The sequence below is a fragment of the bacterium genome (genome assembly GCA_016786595.1).
Classification (GTDB): domain Bacteria; phylum Bdellovibrionota_C; class UBA2361; order SZUA-149; family JAEUWB01; genus JAEUWB01.
Genome location: JAEUWB010000007.1, coordinates 12860 through 32198 on the forward strand (window position 1 = coordinate 12860; position 19339 = coordinate 32198).

Here is a 19339-nt window from a genome sequence, read left to right on the forward strand (position 1 = left end):
AGCTGGGGAGGAAATATGCCTGCCCCAATCGGAGCTCGAAAGATCTTAAAAGAAAAAATTAATGCTGTCAGTTTTAGTGCTGACCCAACGCTGCCGCTCTTGCTACTAGGAGCGGTGATTACTTTATTTTTACTTTTACTCGTGCCGCTGCCGCGTTTCGTAATTGATCTATTAATTGTTGCCAATATTACTTTTACGCTCGCCAGTGCCTTGACTGCGCTGCTTGCTCGAGAAGTTAAAATGCTTTTCTTATTTCCCACGATCGTGCTCGTGGCAACACTCTTTCGCTTGGCAATTACGGTAAGTTCGACGCGTTTAATTCTGCTGTATGGCGATCAGGGACTTGGCGTTGCGGGTGATGTGATTCGGGTCTTGGGCACAAGTGTGGTGCGCGAAGATTTCCTTGTTGGTATTACAATGTTTGCAATTATTGCAATTGCCAACGCACTTGTGATCGCTCGCGGCGCGGCACGAGTTGCTGAAGTGCAGGCACGCTTTGTGCTCGATGCCTTGCCGGGGAAACAACTTGCAATTGATGCCGATCTAAGAAGTGGATTGATCTCCAAGGAGGATGCATCAAGACGTCGACAAGCGCTGAATCAAGAATCGCAGTTTTATGGCTCGATGGATGGCAGTATGCGCTTTGTTCAAGGCGATGCGATTGCCACACTCGTGATTACTTTGCTCAATGCCTTTGGGGGCATGTTATTGGGGATGCAGCGCGGACTTAAATTTGATGAAGCGCTTAGTTCCTTTGGAATTCTAGCTGTAGGAGAAGGCCTTGTTAATATTTTACCAGCACTGTTAATGACTATCTCTACGGGATTTGTTGTTACGAAAATCAGCGATCAGGAAGATCTAGTCCGGGAGGGGAGTGCAGAGCAGCACGTCTTTAAAGTTTTCGATAATCGCTCACTACAAATTTCTGGATTTGCAGCGGTTATTTTTGGGTTACTCCCAGGTGTTCCACTCGTGCCCTTTTTTATCGTTGGCTTGACGTTATTATTTATGTCATTTCGTGCTGAGCGGGGCAGCCGAAGCGCTCAGCAGTATGGGACAAACTCAATGTTAATCGTCCCGCCAGCCACTACTAAACTCTTAGGCACTGAAGAACAGGGAGTTTTAGCGCTGCCACAACTAGCGTTAATAGGACTTAAGCTTGCTACTCCTTTTGCTCAGACCATTGATCTCGATCGCTTACGTTCAGATTGGTCGGAGACGCGTTTGCGTGTTGCCCATGAGCTCGGATTGAATTTGCCGGAAGTGGTTGTAGAGATCGTCAATCAAACTCAAACTGATTATCAAATTGCGGTACGTGAAGTCGTAGCCGACCGCGGGATTTTACCAAAACAGGCCCATTTTGTTGTTGCGCCATTACGCTTGGCGGACTCTTTGGCGCTCGAGATTGTGCCTGGGCCGGGTACCTTTAATCTCCCGCAGCTTGGATTTTGGACTAGAACTGGAGCAGATGCCTGTCAGCGATCTGGCGCAAAGGTTTTAGCCAGTGAGGGATTTTTGGCGGAGCAAATTGCTGCGGTAAGTTTAAATTATATTGATGAGTTGCTGACCCTTGATTATGTGCAGAAGAACATTGAACAAGAGAAACTGCGTAGCCCTAAGATGATTGAGGAATTATTTCTCAACTCAACAGTCAAAATTGCTGAAGTTACTGAAGTCTTACGTGCCCTGGTGAAAGAGCGGGTTAGTATTCGCGATCTGGGACAGATCTTAGAAGCCTTTACTGAGTTTGCAACACGCCATGACCGCCAAGAGTTAGGGTCGGAATATCTGTTTGCTGTAGTTGAGTTTATCCGTAAACGTTGCGCGCGGTCGATTGTTTCACCGCTCGTTAGTCAAGATGCAACACTACGTGCGTTTGTCTTAGCGCCGGAAGTTGAGGCTGAATTTCGCTCTGCCAAATTGCCAGGAGAAAGCCTGCCTGCGCTTGATCCGAGTGCCGCATTGAAATTGCGCAGGATTGCCGACGAGTTATTTGGCCCACCGTTACAAAGCGGAGCGTTGCCACTCGTGATTATTACTGCGCCTGACATCAGACGCCCAGTCTATGAATTTTTCCGTTCACAATTTCCAGGATCTGACACCTTTAGTGCAGTTTCGGAAGATGAGATTAGTTCCAGTAACCGTTTAGAAATAATCGGTTCATTAAGTATCGGTGATGAGTTATGAGTGACGATTCAAGAGCAGACCTAGAGCGCGAGATTGGACGCGGCACAGAAAGCCGCTTTACCGTATTATCAAAGCGATTTCAGACTCGCACTGCAGATGCATATGAAGCAATTGATAACGATACGCGTGACCGTGCATTAATTTGGATTTTGCGAAACACCTTTTCTGCCGGATCGGAAGTTGAACAACGCTTCAAACGCCGGCTCGATCGCTTAAGAACCTTGGCCATCCCAGCACCACGCTTTTTAAAGTATGGCTTAGACGCCTCCAGTCATGCCTACCTTGCACTTGAGTATGTGCAGGGTAATCCAGTCGTGGAAGTGGCGCGAACCCCGCAAGAAGGACTGAAAACATTTTGCGATCTAATTGATATTCTTGCCCCAATTCACGAACAGGGAATTGCACTTGGTGATATTAGCGATCACTCTTTTATACAAACCTCGGCAGGATCGATTTGCCTCATCGGCTTAATTGGATCCTTTGACATCGAATCTTCGGGAACTACACTCATGCCGCCCACTGCAACGCTAGCTTACTTAGCTCCGGAACAGCGCGGCGGGTCTTTGCCCGGGCCAGCTGCTGATATTTATGCTGCCGGAATTCTTGCTTATTATTTGATGACAAATCGCTTTCCTTTAGGCGATCGGCAATTTAGCGAGAGTGGAGAGATGATTCGCGAAGCACTGCCACCTTCGGCTGTGACTGCTGAAGTGCCAGCTTGGATTGATGACGTGGTCGGGAAATGTCTAGAACGTAGCATTAGCGACCGGATCGGGTCAGCGCAAGCTTTGCAGGCCTTACTGCGTGAAGGGCTACAAAAAGGCTATACTTCGCTGGGACGCAGTAATTGGTCGCATCGAACCTTAATGGTTAGACCAGGGACGACCCCCCATGCACAATCCGACCAAGATCAAAAGGCGATGATCCCACGCGAGCAACTCGAGCAAGGCCAAGCTGCGCTTACGCAGGCTAGTCAAAATGCTAAACCCCGTCGAAATTTTTCGGGTCCACTTGCAGCGCTGGGATTACTTGCTGGAATTATTTTAGGCGGCGTGATTTTTGTTGCATTTGAAGACCGTCACAGCGCTTCCAAACCAATTGAACTCCCGATCTCGGAAGTGAAGCTCGATGCCGAATATCAACGTAAGGCCCGTGAATTGTTACAGCCAGACAGTTCGCTAGAATCGCGCCAAGCTATTCTTGATGCACTCAAGCAAGACCCTGCTGAAGATTCTGAATCGGTTCTACTCATGGTGAGCGAAGTTGGCTCGGCTGTAGAATTAAAGCACCGTGCACTCAACGCCTTAATTGAGAAAAAAAATAAGCAGAATGCGCCGCACCTTTCAGCACTACTGACAAATTGGGACAGCAAGTTACAGCAAGGATTAATTGGGCCTCAATTGCAGGCTTTATGGGGCAATTTACTGAAAGCGCTCGATCCTAAGCGTTCAGTCAGCTCGCGTATCGCCGCGTTGAAGCAAGCAGCTGAGCAGGATCTTGACACCGCGATTCAAGCAGCAGGTGCACTCGCCATCGACACGAGCAGCACGGCTGAGAATGGGCAACGTGCTTCTGACTATATCCCTTTATTACGCGAATTGCTGGCTAAGGATACTCCCGGTGTAGATTATGCGAATCGAGGGCTCGGAGTATTGTTGCTTTCTCATCCGCTACTACAGGGCTTTGTTGATGATAATTTAACAAAAGATCTAAGCATTTTTTCGAATGCAGATCTTGCTTTAGCGTTAGTCAAGCTTGCAGCAACTGATCAAGCCTTACTATATCGGCTGGCAGAGGAAACTTTACGTCGAGAACTGGTTCCACCGTTTCAAGCTGTATTTTTGAAAACCCTTGTTGCCACAGATAAACCAGCAATGGACAGTTCAGTGCGCAAGACTCTAGTCCGTGGTGCGCGAGGCGAGCTAGATGAGAACGATTTAGTTACCTTAGGACGTTGGCTCTCGCTTGATGGGGAGCGAGTGCTTTATGCAGCTTGCGCGATGATTCCTGATCAAACTCTCGCGCTCAATGCCTTTGACATTCTTGCCGCAAGAACCCTCGAGCATGAACCGGGTAGCGGACTGGTCGCCTGGATCAAGTCTAGCCTCTGGGACAAGCGTAGGAATTTCGTAAAAGCAATTGGCATTCTCGGACTCAGCGAAATCGCCACAGCTGAGCAATTAGAATACGCCTTTGATATCTTCACTCCCTATGCACCGGGCGGCACACTTTTAAAGTCACTACTGCGCACAAAAAATGAGCAAGTAATTTCACGGGCGATTAAGCGTTATGGAGAAATTAGCACTAGCCAGGATTTATTGAATTTACTTTCGCATCAGAGCAAGTCAGTGCGGATTGAAGCCGTTAAGGCTTTACGTGGCCGTAATGAATTGGGCACGCTGCAATTAATTTTTAGAGCTTTTGAAAAAGAAAGCGATGAAGAGGTCAAGCAGGTTTATCGCGAAACGCACTGGGTGGTGCGTGACCGCGAAAGAAGTTAAACTGGTTGTTGGATTAAATTACAATGTTTGCACTGGAAATCGATTTTCATGATGGCGTAAGTGAACCGGAGACAATCTTCGTACGTCGCCAGCATGCGATTATTGGTTCGGCAGAGCATGCTCATGTAGTGTTAGAAGGCACACAATCCGAGCAATTTGAAATCCGCTTAAATCGGGGGATTGGGGCAAAATTTAGAGTAGAATTATTAGCGAATAATGGTAGTGGGGCACCGCGCGTTGACCTTGATAGTGAGTATGAAGGGACTGCGGAAGTGATGTTTGGAGAAATTCAACTACGAATCACGAGCTTGGATATCGATCTGTATATTCCTGAGGATGCCGATCTCGAGCAAGCGCGTCGAAATATTTTTGAGCGGGCGCTAGCCTTGCCTACACCTAGATTTCCTTGCCTTGCAATTTTCGGTGCGAGCCCAGTTTATGTTTCCTTTGCAGAGGATCAGCCCATTTTAGTGGGACGCTCCCGCAAGTGTGCGCTACGCCTGGATGCTCCAGATGTTTCCTTCGAGCATACGCGAATTGGCATAGAAAATGACATGTTTTGGGTTGAAGATTTAGCAAGCACGAATGGCACCTTCATCTCAGGGCAGCCTGTCAGTGGCAGGCAGGAAGTTAGTCCGGGCGATGTAGTTCAAATCGGAGCAGAATTTAGTATTTATTTGCTAAAAGTCGAAACTGATTTAGCAAAGGTGCAAACAACCCGAAGCCGTCCGCAATCAGCTACGCAGCTCAAAAGATTTCCCTGCGTGCTGTCAATCTCAGATCAAGTTTTGCCGCATCGCTACCCCTTGTTACATGGCATGAAAGTTTTGCTTGGGCGAGATCCGGCAAATGACATTTGGGTTGGCGCATCACATGTTTCACGAGCACATGCCGAACTAATGCTGACAGAAGATGGTTCAGTGCAGATTACTGACTTAAGCAGCAATGGAACGTTTGTTGACGAAGCGCGCCTTGCTCGAGGTGGAGCGACATTATTACCGAAGAATTTAAGTGTAGTTGACCTGGGTAGTGGAGTTTCTTTTTACGTCGCGCACACGGAAGAGCAGGAACAGGCGTTTTTGAAGTTACATAGCCTCGAGGAGCTTCCGGGTGCAAAAGAAACACGGCGCCCGCGTCCGCGTAGACCAACTAAAGGCTCAGGAACAATAGTTTTTAGAAATGAGCAGCCGCAAAACAATCAGCAGTTGGCCAATGCCGAGCAGAGTTTACCGCAAACCCAGCCCCAGGCAGAAGCTTTTGACGCATTGGCACAGACCTTGGCAGGTTCAACTCAGCTTGTAGATCAAGCCCTGCAGCAGCGTGCTGGACGCCGCGCGTCGCAAACATCGTTATTTAATAACGCCGCATTGGAAATCCGCTCAGAAGCTCAATCCTTGCAGCAAATTTCTGGACGCTTAAATGAATTACAGCTGTTACAGCCAAGTATGACAACTAGAGTGATGCAGTTTGCAGTTTGGTTTTCACTCGGGGTTCTCATTGTAATTGGTTTATTATTTGGAATTTCGATGCTGAGATAACGGGTATAGGCTTAACGTATTAAGGTGAGTTTATGGGAGTAAATGAAACAGAGTTGAAGATGATTCGCTGCCCGGGGTGCCGGGCGCTAGTTTCTGCAAATGCGACAAAGTGCCGGATGTGTGGAGAAGAATTGAGATCCGAAGCTGCCGCACAAGAGCCTCCGCGTCAGAGCGAAGTATCAGTCCCTGAACAGGAATCAAAACGCAGTCGTATTCGCCAACGCACAATGACCATGGCCGAGGAGGAATTGCATCCAGTGCGGGGAAGCGGCAGCCGTAGTGCCATTGATGAGCGTAAGCTTGAGGAGCGCAGTAGCGATCTTGAACGACGTAGTTTCGATCAACGCACTGTTGAGGATCTCGATGAATTCCCGATTAATGCAGATCTTGACGCAGTTGAGGATCGAGATTTTGATCTACCTGATACTAAAGAATCACTGGCGGATCGCCCCAAACGACCAGCTTGGAGTATTAGTGGCTTCGATGAGAGTAGACCGTCGAAACTAAAAGAAATCGAGGACGAGGATTTTTCCACTCTGCCGCAGCTCTCAAGTGACGTCGAGGAGCAAGAAGAAGCTTGGGAGGAGCCTGGTGACGCGGATGAAATTGACGAAGGCGAGGAGGAAGATCTCAGTGCGGAAATTTCAAATCAGGCTGCAACTGGAGAACGTAAGCGCAGGCGCCGCCGTCGACGCAAAAAGAAGCCAACACAAAACTTAGAACAGCCTGGTTTTGGCGCTGCAGGTGCAAGTGTTCAGCAATTTAGTAATGAGCAGCGCGCTCCCGAACAGCCAACCTATCAGCGACCTCAGGCATTGCCAAAAGATCGTGAGCTGCTGCAGCGCGAGCAAGCAGCCTTCTACAGTCGCAGTGAAGCTAGAATTAACACCTTAACCGAGGAACCTCCAATGGATGAGCAGACACAAGCAGTAACCCCACTTAGTAAGCCAGATTTTTCAGCTGCAGGCGCATTGGTTGGTTGGTTTGTAAATTATGAAGGCAACGCCTTTGGCATTTCAACAGAAATCCGTGACGGGCGGTTTTTTATCAGCAAGGAGCGGCTTAAGCCGACTGATATGTTGATTGCTAATGATACGATTTCCACTCCACATTGCGTGGTCAGGGCTTCAGCTGCAGAGGGAATTAAGGTGCAAGATATGTTTAGCGATCAGGGCACATACGTGCGCCGTGCTGGCAGCGATGTGTTTTATAAACAATCCGGGTCATTCACTTTGGAACATGGAGATTGGTTACGCTTAGGTGAATATGAAGTCCAAGTCTGTTTATTGCAGCTTGGGCAAAAACGGCGCTAATGCTAAAAATTGCGAGTCAGATTGGACAATCACGGATGCAGATGTCTTTGCGGATAATTTTGATTACGACGCTTTGGTCTTGCCTTTTACTGGCAGGTTGCCGCAGCGAAGAAATTTTGCACAATGTTGATGAATCGCAGTCAATTGATGCGGCTGTCGCCTTAGGTAAGGCTGGGATAGCTTCAAAGCGAAGCAGTTCAGGCAAGGCCGGCCAATATTCACTCGCAGTCGAGAGTAGTCAGGCACTTCAGGCCTTAGAAGTCCTGAAAAAATTTGGATTTCCCAAGAAACCTAATGACGAACTTTTAACTTTGACTGCAACAGATGGTTTTGTGCCGACAAGTCCAAAACTCGCTGAGCTTAGGTATTTGCGGGGCCTCGGTGCAGAGGCGGAGCGGATTTTACGCGCTAAAGAGGGAGTAATTGATGCGACGGTTGTTGTCAGTTTTAGACTTGCTGCGGAAGAGCTGGACTTGAGTGTTTCTTCGCGGCCGCTTAGTGCTGCAGTTGTTGTCAAAATGCTTAAGCCTAGAACGATGAGCGCGAGTGATTCTCCAACTAGTGAAGTAGCCTTAATTACTTCGCTAGTTAGTCATGCACTACCCAATCTACCCGCAGACCAGGTGCAAGTAAGTGTAGAGACGGTTGAGACCGATCATGAGGCAGCTACTGTTTTTGCACGGCTTGAGCCATTTTTCTTTGAAGTTCGTCAGAGTCAAAAGCAAAATGCGCAAATTCAAGTCGTCTTAATTCTATTAATTGTCGCCGTGGCGGCTTTAGTAGTTGGAACGTGGACAGGGTTTCGCGTTGGCGGAACGCGTGCGCGTAAGTCATTATTGAAGCTGCAATCTAGTTTAAAGAACGATTCAAAATTAATTGAAGGCTCAGATTCTACTTCCGAGGGCGAAAGATGAGCGACCTTAGGCGCTTCCATAGTTTAGATCCACGTGAGCAACTAGTTTTGGCTCTAGGTATTCTACTGGACGGTAATCAAGTAACCGAATTTATTGCTGCAGACCTTGAACGCGGAGCGCCGCTTGTAAAGGCTGCTCAGGAGGTTTTAGCCTTGCCAACGGATCTGCAGCTACAATTCCTCGGGACGATTATTAGGAGGCAGATCAGTGGAAAAATCTCCTAAGCGTTCACCGAAAACGCTACACTCACTATTGTCCTTGGCTGGCGTTACTGAGAAGGAACAAGTTAAATCCTTGCACGGTGTGCGTGCGGTGGTTAGCGAACGTGAGCAGGCGTATCAGCGGGCAGTTTCTGAAATTGACCAGATTGACCAGAAACTTCAGGACCTGCACCAGCAAGCAGGCAAAGCTTTAGTTGCTCAAGGAAATATCCAAGATTTGAAAGTGATTCGTAATTATGAACAGCGCCTTCAAGCTCAGCGTGACCAACTCAAGTCAATCCTTGAGACTCAGCGCGAAGACCTAACGCGGGCACGTCATTATGAGTCACGTGCCGAGAGTAGTGTATCTGCGGCGCGCATTGAGAAGCGCAAAATTGAATCGTTAATGAATGCCGAGGCGATTAAGCATGTGCGGGTGCGTTTATCACAGGAAGAGCAGGAGCTTGATGAGAACTCGAGTAAGAAGAAAAAGTAGTTTATGAGTGATGGATTTGATTCGCAAAGAGTGGGGAATCTTGAGATTTGGCAGCAAGTCAATGCATTGGAAAAGCTTGATGCTGAGAGTGTGCGTTATAGTTTGGGACTATTGCGTGCAAATCTCAAATCATTGCTTCCAGACTTTGGAAAAATTTGGAATCAGTTTGCTGCAACGAAAACTGAGCTAAAGATCGCAACAACCGACTGCAGCTGGAAAATTGGATTTCCTGAAGGAGTGCAGCGCTTGCATTCCTTTTTACTTAACGATGAAATTGCCGTGATTGGCATTGATCAAGATGCAGAACAGCTCATTAATCTAGCGCTTGCTGAGCTTGGTGACTTAAATCCGCAACTTAAACTTGAGGTTAAGGCACAAAAAGCTTTAACAGATTACCTGGAGCGACGCTTGCTTGCTTGTGCTGCTAGAGTCTGGAACCAGCATTGGGCTAAAGACGGAGCCGCAGAAGTGGCAATTAGCTATGTTGCACCGGGCAAGAACCAGAGCGCAGAAATAATTATTACAGCGGAATCTTCAATTCAATATCAAGGGCAGGCAAACCGTAGCGGCAAGCTCTATTGCGGCTTTGGTCCAAAGGCGGCAAGCATTATTGATTCTGCATGGCGCGCAAAAATTTCCGCGGAGCGTCCAATTCAGATTCAGGCGCGAGACCTGCACGTAGTGAGCTTTGAAATCGGAAGCTTTAATTTGTCGCCTAGCGAATTGCTGGATTACTTGCGCCCGGGCGCGATTATTCCCATCGGCACTTTGCGTTTACCGCGAGTCGATATTTGCGTAGATGGTGTTTGTCAGGCACAGGCAGAGTTAGTTAGTTTTAATGGCAAGTTTGCTGCTCGAGTGACAGAGATTATTAACGCTCCAGTTGAGACTACTCCAGTCACAGAAGGAAGGTCACTTTTACGTGTCGAGCTTGCACGGGTTTTACTAGAGCCCACGGCTATTTATGAATTTTTCCAGAGTGGGGCAATTATCCCTACCCAAGTCTCACTTGCCCCTACGGCCTTGATTTTTATGAGTGGTGAACGCGTGGCTTCGGGCTCAATTGGGAAAACATCCGATGGGAAGCTGGCGATAAGCATCTTGCCGAAATAAGCATTCTAAGCGACCCTAGCCGGGTGGAAAATTCATTAGTTAATACCTTTATATTTTGGCAGTCGCTTGATCTTTCAAGTTTTGGAATTGCTGCGCTACTACTGACGGCTTTAACTTTAAGTTCCTTCATTAAAATCGTCACCGTGCTTGGGCTGGTTCGTGCAGGGTTTGGTGTCGATAACTTTCCTGCAGGACTGATTGTCACTTTATTGGCGCTTGTGCTCTCTTATTTTGTGATGATTCCAGTGATCGACCGGAGCGTGGCTCAAAGCGTTACTGCCTGGAATAGCTCTGCAAGCCTGCAGCCCGCTGAACGTAAAGCAACTGCTGTTGCAGCAGGATTTGAAGTCTGGAAAGAATTTGCCTGGCAGCAAAGTGATCAGGATGAACGCAATCGTTTTGCCACTTTGGCCGAGCAACTCGCAAAGAAAAAGGACTTCAAGGCGGATCGGAAATCATGGCAAGTGCTGGTGCCTGCCTTTGTCCTGACGGAATTAAAATCTGCCTTTACTACGGGCCTGACAATTTTTTTGCCATTTTTGGTGATTGACCTTCTGACGGCCAGTATCCTGATGGGCATGGGCTATACGGCGCTTAATTCTCAGATTGTAGCCTTGCCCTTGAAAATATTACTTTTTGTGCTCGCGGATGGTTGGACTTTGATTATGACAAATCTGGTCGGCTCGTATATTTAGTTTTTGGGGTGCTTGCAGTTATGGAAAATAGCTATGATCTTAGTTTAATTTCTTCTGCCTTTGGCTTGGTTCTACAACTGGCACTACCGCTTTTAGCAATTACCTTACTTGGTGCGTTAATACTTGGAATTATCCAGACCGCAACACAAATTCAAGATGATTCAATTAAATTCACTGGGAAATTTATTGCAGGATTTTGCGCTTTAATGCTTTTCGGCCTTTCTACGCTACGCACTTTAACTGCCTATGCCGTGCGCTTGTGGGGAGATGTGCAGTGGTACCAGTAGTTCCCTTAGAGTTTCCACAGTTTATCTCTCAGTCGCCAGCAGGTCTCGAGTTTCTAACGCGCATTATTGGAATGAGTATTGTCCTGGCAGCAAGCTCTGTTACGTTACTCTCGATTTGTCTGGCAAGTTGCTTTGGAATTTCTATCGCCTATTTTGGTTTGCCATTTGCCACTCAGCTGACCAATCATGGTCCAGCGTTACTTTTGGCAGAAGGTCTGTATTTCGGAGCATTGCTGCAACTGGGTATTTTTAGCGCGCTGCTCCTTGGCAGCTGGATTGAGGGTATGTTGGGATTAAACTTAAAACAAATCAATTGGAACAAGAGCGCAACGGGGCCATTAGTGGTGTTGCTGTATTTGGCCATTTTTAGCAGTGGGCTCAGTCAATATTTATTTCAACAGTTACTGAGCGGACTGCTTGCTGGCCTGCCCTGGCAAGCTGAACAAATCTTAATGAGTCTGATTCGATTGGTTGCGCAAGCATTCTCAATTAGCGCCAGTGTTTGCCTGCCGTTAATGCTGCTTGTGCTTAGCTGCGATTTGCTGTTGGGGGCGATTTCGCGCATCTATCAGGATTTTTTTACAGTCAACACTACAGCTGCGTTGCGTCTCCAGTTAGTTATGCTGATTGTAGTGATTTTACTGCCGAGCATTGCCCTGCGAATGTTGCCCGAAGTTTTTAAAGTCAGTCGAGCGGAGTTAGACGGAGTGCCAAGATAGCTGTTGCTGAAGATTTTAGTGTAAGCACTCAGTCTAACTAAGTGCCCTGAGGTAGTTACAGTGTCGAGTGAAAATCGCCCATACCCCCTAAGCTCGAGTAAGCGTGATCGCCTGCGCGCACAAGGAATTTTTCCACAAAGCGACTTACTAGTTGAAGCCTTGCGTTTGTGTGGCTTTTTATTGGTTTTGGCGTTTATGCTTCCACCGATGCTGCAGGGACTCTTGAATTTTGCTACTAAAGCATTTGCAAATTCCAACCTGCGTCAGGACCTCTGGTCAGTTGATTTTCTGGGATTCGGGGTGCAAATCTCCCAAGCCTTACTGGTGTTGATTGGCTTGCGGTTTTTGATTGGTTTGCTGCAATCTCGTTTTTTAATCGACTTTCGTTTGCTGGGGGTAAATTTGGGGCGTCTGGTTCAAGGTTTTCGTGGCTCGTTCAGGCGCGGGCTAAATGCGATGCTCTCGACGGTTATCGCCTGTCTGGCTTTATGCTTAGCATTTTATTATCTAGCGAGTAGGTCTAAGCAACTTGCCGAAGAAGCCTTAACTAGTGCAAATTTACTGACAACATCTGCATTATTTAATAAGTTCTTGTGGACTGCTGGTGGGCTTTGCTGCATTGCAGTAGTGCTGGGCATCTTTGGATACGCTCTGCGCCGAGTTTTATTTTTCAAGGCGCATGCGATGACGCGTGAAGAAGTTGAGTCGGAGCGGCGCGAAGAAGAGATGTCAGATTTGATGCGTTCCAGCGTTCGTGAGCGTTCGCAGATCAATAAGTAAACCAGCAATAGCACGCAGAATACTGTACGGAACTTAACTTAGATAGAATTAATGGCTTTTGACCGTGATCTAAATAACAAAGAACAAATTATAGATGAAAATCTATCTCGGGGCGTCACGTCCAGACCCAGCACTGAGGCGGCAGTGCTGAAAACTAACTCTGCTTTAAGTTACGCCCATTTAGATCTGCTAGCGAAGGCTCCGGTAGCAGCTTTGTTGCCCAGAATCGAGGCCTTGAATGTTCCGGTGCACGCGCCAATTTTCTTCCAAGCGCGACTGAATCAATTACTAAGCGGGCATTCAAGTGAGCTGCAGCATGAAGTGGGAATGCTTCGACAAGTGTTAACCTGGCTTGGTCGTGGAGGCACAACTGAAATTCCAACAGCAACTTTTTACACAACAGCTGATCTAATTTTAATTTATGAAGTTGGGAGGTTATATTATCTACTTGGATATTTTGCTGCGGCGGAGAGAATTTTCCTTGGTTTGTCTCAGCTCGATCATGGTCTGACAGCTTCGCGACTTGGTTTGGGATTATGTAAACTCGAAAATTCTTTATATGACGATGCGCTACATATTTTGCGAGAAGTTTGCACTTCTGGGCACTATCAATTGCCGGGCAAGTGTGCGCTGGTAGCCCTGTTTGTTAATGCTGGTGAATTATCGCGTGCTAAGTCCTTACTGCTTGAATTAGCTCCGGAACTTGAGTCTCAAGCCGTGCCCGGACTGCTTAGGAAATTTTGGGAAATCTTTTCCCTGCGGTGTGAAGGCCGTTAATGCTCTGAAACTCGAATTCAAACGCTAAAATTAAATCAATAAATACAAATAGTTAGATAGTCGGGAATGTATTTATATTTGAAATTTGAAGACTTGAATTAACTAGTATATAAGTGCGGGCGATTCGAAGAGTATAAAATAAGTAGAAGCAAAGGAAAGATATGGGTCTAACAACCACACAAAAAGATGAAGTAGTTTCAACATTTCGCAAGCACGCTAGCGATACTGGTTCTAGTGAAGTGCAAATTGCGTTGATCACCCGCAGACTTAATGATCTTCAGGCGCACTTTGAGGCGAATAAGAAAGATCACCACTCACGTCGCGGATTACTTAAGATGGTCGGTCGGCGTCGCCGCTTATTAGACTACTTAAAGAGCACAAATATCCAAGGCTATCGCTCAATCATTGAGCAGCTTGGTATTCGTAAGTAATTGCGAGTTATTTCATGGAGCAAGCATAGATTATCCCAGGTCTAAGTTACCTGAGGTTAAGTGCACTTGCTCGTAGATCGAACGATTAATTTTCAAAAGATAAAAATAGGTAAATATGGCTGAATTATTAAGCACTCAATTAAAGAAAACCGTTACACTCCCGTTCCACGGGTCAGAAATTTCCTTCGAAACAGGCTGGGTTGCAAAGCAAGCTGGTGGTGCAGTGATTGTGCGCGCTGGAGAAACGATGGTGCTGGTTACGGTCTGTCGCGCTGATGCCAAGCCCGACCAGAGCTTTTTCCCACTCACTGTGGAATATCAAGAAAAGGCCTATGCAGCAGGAAAAATTCCTGGTGGATTTTTCCGTCGTGAAGCAAAGCCTAGTGAAGGCGAAATCTTAACTTGCCGCTTAATTGATAGGCCAATTCGCCCACTTTTCCCGGACGGTTACTATGATGAAATTCAAGTGATCTGTACTGTGCTTTCCGCTGACGGCATAAATAGCCCAGATGTTTTGGCAATCTGCGGAGCGTCAGCAGCTTTGCATATTTCTGACATCCCATTCCAAGGTCCAATTGCTGGAGTTCGTGTCGGACGTTTAGGGGGACAATTTGTAATTAATCCATCACGTGAAGACTTAGCCCGCTCAGACATGGATTTTATTGTCGCTGGGACGAAAGATGCGATTGTGATGGTTGAAGGTGCCGCGCAATTTGTACCGGAAAAAGACGTTGTTGACGCGCTATTTTTCGGCCATGAAGAAATTAAAAAGCTCTGCGCCTTACAGGAAGAGCTACGTAAGCAAGCTGGTAAAGCAAAAATGGAGGTTAAGCTTGTAACTGTTCCAGCAGAAATTACTGCACGCGTAAAAACTCTAGCTTACGATCAATTAAAACAAGCTTTAGCGATTTTATCCAAAGCTGAACGCAGAGATGCATTGTCTGCTACTACAAGCTCAACCTTGGAAACTTTAAAGCTTGAGTTTCCAGAAGGCGAGCGGATGATCAAAAATGAACTCGAGCGATTTGCCGGAGAAATCATGCGCAATCGTGTGCTCGATGAGAAAGTTCGCATGGATGGCCGAAAATTTGCTGATATTCGTCCAATTGAATGTGAAGTCGCGGTGATTCCACGGGCTCATGGTTCTGCTCTCTTTACTCGCGGTGAAACTCAAGGCTTTGTGACTACAACTTTGGGAAGTTCGACTGACGCCCAAAAAATTGATGGCTTAACTGAAACAGCTGAAAAAACCTTTATGCTGCATTACAACTTTCCTCCGTTTTCTACCGGGGAAGTGAAAAACATCAGAGGCACGGGGCGTCGCGAAATTGGTCACGGCGTGCTGGCTGAGAGAGCTTTAAGGGCTGTTGTACCTCAAGATAAGGACTTTCCGTTTGTAATTCGTATTGTCTCGGACATCACTGAATCCAATGGCTCTAGCTCAATGGCCACAGTTTGCGGCGGCAGTATGTCATTGATGGATGCTGGTGTGAAAATTAAAGATCCAGTAGCTGGGGTAGCAATGGGTCTGATTAAAGAAGGCACTCGAGTTGCAGTTCTTTCTGATATTTTAGGTGACGAGGACCATTTGGGCGACATGGACTTTAAAGTCTGCGGCACCAAAGATGGTATTACAGCGCTACAAATGGATATCAAATGTGATGGTCTCGACCGTAATATTATGACCACTGCACTTGATCAAGCTTGTGCTGGTCGTTTACACATTCTTGGTGAAATGGCTAAGGCGATCACTAAACCACGCGAAGCGATGAGTCAGTATGCTCCGCAAGTTGAAATCATGAAAATTAAACCGGACAAAATCCGTGAGGTGATTGGACCGGGTGGTAAAATGATTAAATCCATTGTTGAAGAGACTGGCGTTAAGATTGATGTCAGCGATGATGGCACAGTTAAGATTTTCTCAACAGACCGCGTGCAATCAATGCGTGCCAAGGAAATTATCCTGGGGATTGTTGAAGAAGCTGAAGTTGGAAAACTTTATACTGGTGTTGTGAAGCGTATTACTGACTTTGGAGCATTCATTGAAATTCTTCCGGGTGTAGACGGACTGCTACACATTTCGCAAATTGCTGCTGAAGGACGTGTTAATCAGGTGACTGATGTGATGCGTGAAGGTGAGGAAGTGCAAGTGAAGGTCGTGGAAATTGACCGTCAGGGACGTGTGCGTCTTTCCCAGAAAGAAATGAATTAAAAATGAAGGGCCGCTCTTGGCCAAATACTACGTTGCGGGAACTTTTTCAAATTTCATGTATTTTAATACATTGGAAATTTGGAAAAATTCCCGCGCCTCGTCTTTGACTCAAAACCGGCCCTTCATTTCTATGAATGCAGATGGTCCCAGGGTCTAAATTTTTTTATTTACGCATAGATCTATGGTCTTTTAATATTTACCTCAACAAATCAATTAGTTAATAACCTTGTTCCAATTTGCGGGCATTTGTTCGCATAAATCCTAACATAAAATTAATTGTTACTAGACCTTCGAAAGCTTGACACGGGGGGGGGGTAGGTAATTTAAGAAGTAGCGCATAGAAGTTACGAGGTGCGATTGCCTGCCAGTGCAGCTTGTAGCAAGTATGATTATGCAAGGGGGAGTATGTATGAGGAAAGTCCTTTCAACTGCTTTGATATTTCCGCTTTTTCTATTGATCTTAGTGGCGTTAAATCCGCAAATCGCCTTTGCACAGAATCCAGACATCTTGTTTGAGCTTTCGGGGAGTGCAAGTTCAAGTCCACCACCAGCATCTAATCCACTAACGCAGTCAGCTGATGATGCGTTTAGTTTTTCTGTGACGAGTCCACAAAGCCGTTCGAGTTTTTCGGGGAGTGCCTCGCTGGGGCACTTTGAAGGAAGCTATGATTCTGGAGTTTCGAACCATCCGACAGACATACAGTCAGATTCTGCCGGAAGCTGGATCTATGTTTATATCAAATATGGCTCAGGTGTGGAGTATAAGGCAACACGACGTGACGTTGGTAGTTTAAGCGTGTCTCGCTCAGATACAAGTAGCACCTATGTGGGTTCTTCGTGGAGTAATAAAATTGCGCAATCCTATGGTGGGATAGGCACTATTAATACAACTGTGAATGAGACCTATACTGCGGAAGGGGCAGTTTCTGGTGGAGGTGGTCTATATACTTTTGCTGCATATCCAGGTGACTATTATGCGCGGATTACGTTAGGGACGAGTGCTGCCGCGAACAAGGGTTCGGGTTGGACTCAAGTGGACCCAGTAACTGCCACAGCAACAGCTGACGGCACCGTGGATATGACGATTGATGTTGCGCGGTTTCCTGCCAGGAAGTTGACCCCGGGTCATCCACCGGGAAGTGACACGCAACCGACTGCTTGTGCGTCTTGTCCCTATGGGTTTGGTAATAGTACTGATGAATTTGTTTCTCAGTCAGAGACAAATATAATTTCTGGCAATCAAACGGTTACGATTTATAGCAGCACTCAAACCGGCAAATTCCCAGTTTTAACTAACATTACCCTAAACTCTCAACCTCGAGAAACGAGTCGTCCGATGGGTAATGCAACCTTTAGTTGGGACATGCATGTTGTTCCCAGTATTTCTGTTCCCGGGGATACGAAGGTTCATAGGATTTTAGTAGATGGAGATGGTAGTTGGTATGATACGGGACGTTCAAATCAAGCTCCTACAATGCCAGCAGGGGTCTATTCATCTCTTGCGACAATTAGCGGAGGATATCGACTATCTAACGCAGGACCTCCAGGGGATCTTAAGAAGTCAGGGAATTTTACCTATGATTTTGATTCCAGTGGAAAGCTAACTCAAATCAAAGACCCTGAAGGAAACACGCAAACTATTGCATACAGTTCGGGTTCGATAATTTTAACTGATACCAACACAGGAAGAACGGTTAATGCGACTCTTTCAGGGGGATTAATCTCGAGTATTAGTTACAACGGGGAGTTAACGCAGTACTTAACTTATAGTTCTGGAAAGCTTGCCTCAGTGCGGATGGAAAAGCCAACTGGCACGGTGCTTCGTAGGTACGACTTTACCTACGATGGTTCAGGAAGGCTATCAACGTTTACTCAAGATAATGACTCAAACAGTACTCAGACGTTTAGCTATACCATGACAGCGGGGAACATTCCCTTGGCAAACTGGAGCACCAATGAAGCAAGCTCAAATATTACCTATGACGTTTCTTCGTATAGAAATGGCATGGGAAGAGTTAAGGTTGGGAATGATAAAGGTGGTTATGTTCTTTACGATTACGATTCAAAGTTCCGTGTGGATAGAGTTACCCTTCCAACTCATAACGGGGGCACTGCAAACGTTGTCTATGACTATGTTTACGACTCTAACTACAACTTAACTCAAGCAAGTGGTGGTGGAACAACTCTAACGTTTGCCTACAATGCTAAGGGTAATCTTACCCAAGTTACCGATAGTTCGGGTGCCTATGAGGCGATTACCTATCAGGCAAATAACATTAATCCCTTAACATATGCTGATAATATTGGGACCTATGCAACGCTTACTTATGGGACGGGAAGTGGAGCAAATCTTGTTGCGACCTTAACTGACGGATTAAGCCATACGTGGAATTACACTTATAATGGCATCGGTCAGCCTACGGTTATTACGCAACCGACAAGCTCTCCGGAGTCTGCGACAAACCTTGCATACTATGGTGCTGGTTCTAAGTATCGTCTTTTAAATACAGTTACTGATGGTGGTTCAAACGTAACATCAGTTGATGATTATACGCTTTTAGGAACAGGCACCGAGATTACAACAACTGCCAATAGTATGACGAGTACGACGGAGTTTAGCTATGATGGCTTGCAGCGTGTAACCCAGGTTACGAATCCAGATGCTACAACTGTACAAGCTTCTTATACGGGGAGAAAGCTTGATTCTGTAGAAGATGAAGCTGGGACGCAGACTGATTTTACTTGGTCAGCCGTGACTGGGGCACTTGAGGCGATAGCGGGGCCGTCTTCCTGGGGGCTTAACTGGGAGTATGACGGGGATAGGGATTTAACAGAGTTTAGTGATGCCAGGAGTAAGGTGACTGACTACCAGTATGGTCTTGCCGCAGAGCTTAAGAAGGTAGTTTATCCGGATAGTAGTCAGATTGAGTATAAGTATGACAATCAGGGGAGATTAAACCGGGTTATTAATGCGCGTGCCCAGGAGACGGAGCTAAGTTTTGACAGTGGCAGTCGATTAAGTGGCGTAGACTTTGACCCATCGGCTGAAGGGGACATTTCGATTACTCGTTACGCTAACGGGACGTTAAATACTTTTACCGATGGCCTTGGCACTACTAGTTATGAGTATTGGGGAGATAGGCTTTTAAAGAAAGTCACCTATGACTACAGTGCTT

16 protein-coding genes are annotated in these 19339 nt (G+C 46.5%); all 16 read left to right on the forward strand.

What is annotated here, in order from left to right:
- Window positions 1-15: 15 nt before the first annotated feature.
- The gene (locus JNK13_02225) at window positions 16-2187 is read left to right on the forward strand and encodes an FHIPEP family type III secretion protein (GenBank protein MBL7661546.1); all 2172 of its coding nucleotides are present in this window, start codon (window positions 16-18) and stop codon (window positions 2185-2187) included.
- The gene (locus JNK13_02230) at window positions 2184-4688 is read left to right on the forward strand and encodes a hypothetical protein (protein MBL7661547.1); all 2505 of its coding nucleotides are present in this window, start codon (window positions 2184-2186) and stop codon (window positions 4686-4688) included. Before JNK13_02225 ends, JNK13_02230 begins: the two co-directional genes overlap by 4 nt.
- A 23-nt stretch (window positions 4689-4711) precedes the next feature.
- Window positions 4712-6226, forward strand: a complete 1515-nt coding sequence (locus JNK13_02235) for an FHA domain-containing protein (GenBank protein MBL7661548.1) — start codon at window positions 4712-4714, stop codon at window positions 6224-6226.
- A 32-nt stretch (window positions 6227-6258) separates the two neighbouring features.
- Complete coding sequence (locus JNK13_02240) at window positions 6259-7539, forward strand: zinc ribbon domain-containing protein (GenBank protein MBL7661549.1); 1281 nt, start codon at window positions 6259-6261, stop codon at window positions 7537-7539.
- A complete protein-coding gene (locus tag JNK13_02245) occupies window positions 7539-8453 on the forward strand; it encodes a hypothetical protein (protein ID MBL7661550.1) in 915 nt (304 codons plus the stop codon). Before JNK13_02240 ends, JNK13_02245 begins: the two co-directional genes overlap by 1 nt.
- Entirely contained in the window at window positions 8450-8677 is a 228-nt protein-coding gene (locus JNK13_02250) for a hypothetical protein (GenBank protein MBL7661551.1), read from the forward strand. Before JNK13_02245 ends, JNK13_02250 begins: the two co-directional genes overlap by 4 nt.
- The gene (locus JNK13_02255) at window positions 8661-9149 is read left to right on the forward strand and encodes a hypothetical protein (GenBank protein MBL7661552.1); all 489 of its coding nucleotides are present in this window, start codon (window positions 8661-8663) and stop codon (window positions 9147-9149) included. The genes JNK13_02250 and JNK13_02255 overlap by 17 nt, the downstream gene beginning before the upstream one ends.
- 3 nt (window positions 9150-9152) lie before the next feature.
- Entirely contained in the window at window positions 9153-10262 is a 1110-nt protein-coding gene (locus tag JNK13_02260) for a FliM/FliN family flagellar motor switch protein (GenBank protein ID MBL7661553.1), read from the forward strand.
- A 23-nt stretch (window positions 10263-10285) separates the two neighbouring features.
- On the forward strand, window positions 10286-10957 hold the full coding sequence (locus JNK13_02265) for an EscR/YscR/HrcR family type III secretion system export apparatus protein (GenBank protein MBL7661554.1): 672 nt from the start codon (window positions 10286-10288) through the stop codon (window positions 10955-10957).
- Between the two features lie 20 nt (window positions 10958-10977).
- Window positions 10978-11244, forward strand: coding sequence for a flagellar biosynthetic protein FliQ (locus JNK13_02270; GenBank protein ID MBL7661555.1), 267 nt, complete (start codon window positions 10978-10980; stop codon window positions 11242-11244).
- Window positions 11232-11963 carry a hypothetical protein gene (locus tag JNK13_02275; GenBank protein MBL7661556.1) on the forward strand — a complete coding sequence of 244 codons (732 nt, stop codon included), beginning with the start codon at window positions 11232-11234 and terminating at the stop codon, window positions 11961-11963. Before JNK13_02270 ends, JNK13_02275 begins: the two co-directional genes overlap by 13 nt.
- Window positions 11964-12023: 60 nt before the next feature.
- Complete coding sequence (locus tag JNK13_02280) at window positions 12024-12743, forward strand: EscU/YscU/HrcU family type III secretion system export apparatus switch protein (GenBank protein MBL7661557.1); 720 nt, start codon at window positions 12024-12026, stop codon at window positions 12741-12743.
- Between the two features lie 51 nt (window positions 12744-12794).
- Window positions 12795-13520 (forward strand): hypothetical protein, encoded by a 726-nt coding sequence (locus tag JNK13_02285; GenBank protein ID MBL7661558.1) that lies wholly within the window; start codon window positions 12795-12797, stop codon window positions 13518-13520.
- 161 nt (window positions 13521-13681) lie between these two features.
- Complete coding sequence (rpsO, locus tag JNK13_02290) at window positions 13682-13951, forward strand: 30S ribosomal protein S15 (protein ID MBL7661559.1); 270 nt, start codon at window positions 13682-13684, stop codon at window positions 13949-13951.
- 115 nt (window positions 13952-14066) lie between these two features.
- A complete protein-coding gene (gene pnp / locus JNK13_02295) occupies window positions 14067-16163 on the forward strand; it encodes a polyribonucleotide nucleotidyltransferase (protein MBL7661560.1) in 2097 nt (698 codons plus the stop codon).
- Window positions 16164-16572: 409 nt separating this feature from the next.
- Window positions 16573-19339 (forward strand): RHS repeat protein (locus JNK13_02300; GenBank protein ID MBL7661561.1); only part of this gene is annotated, 2767 nt, incomplete at its 3' end.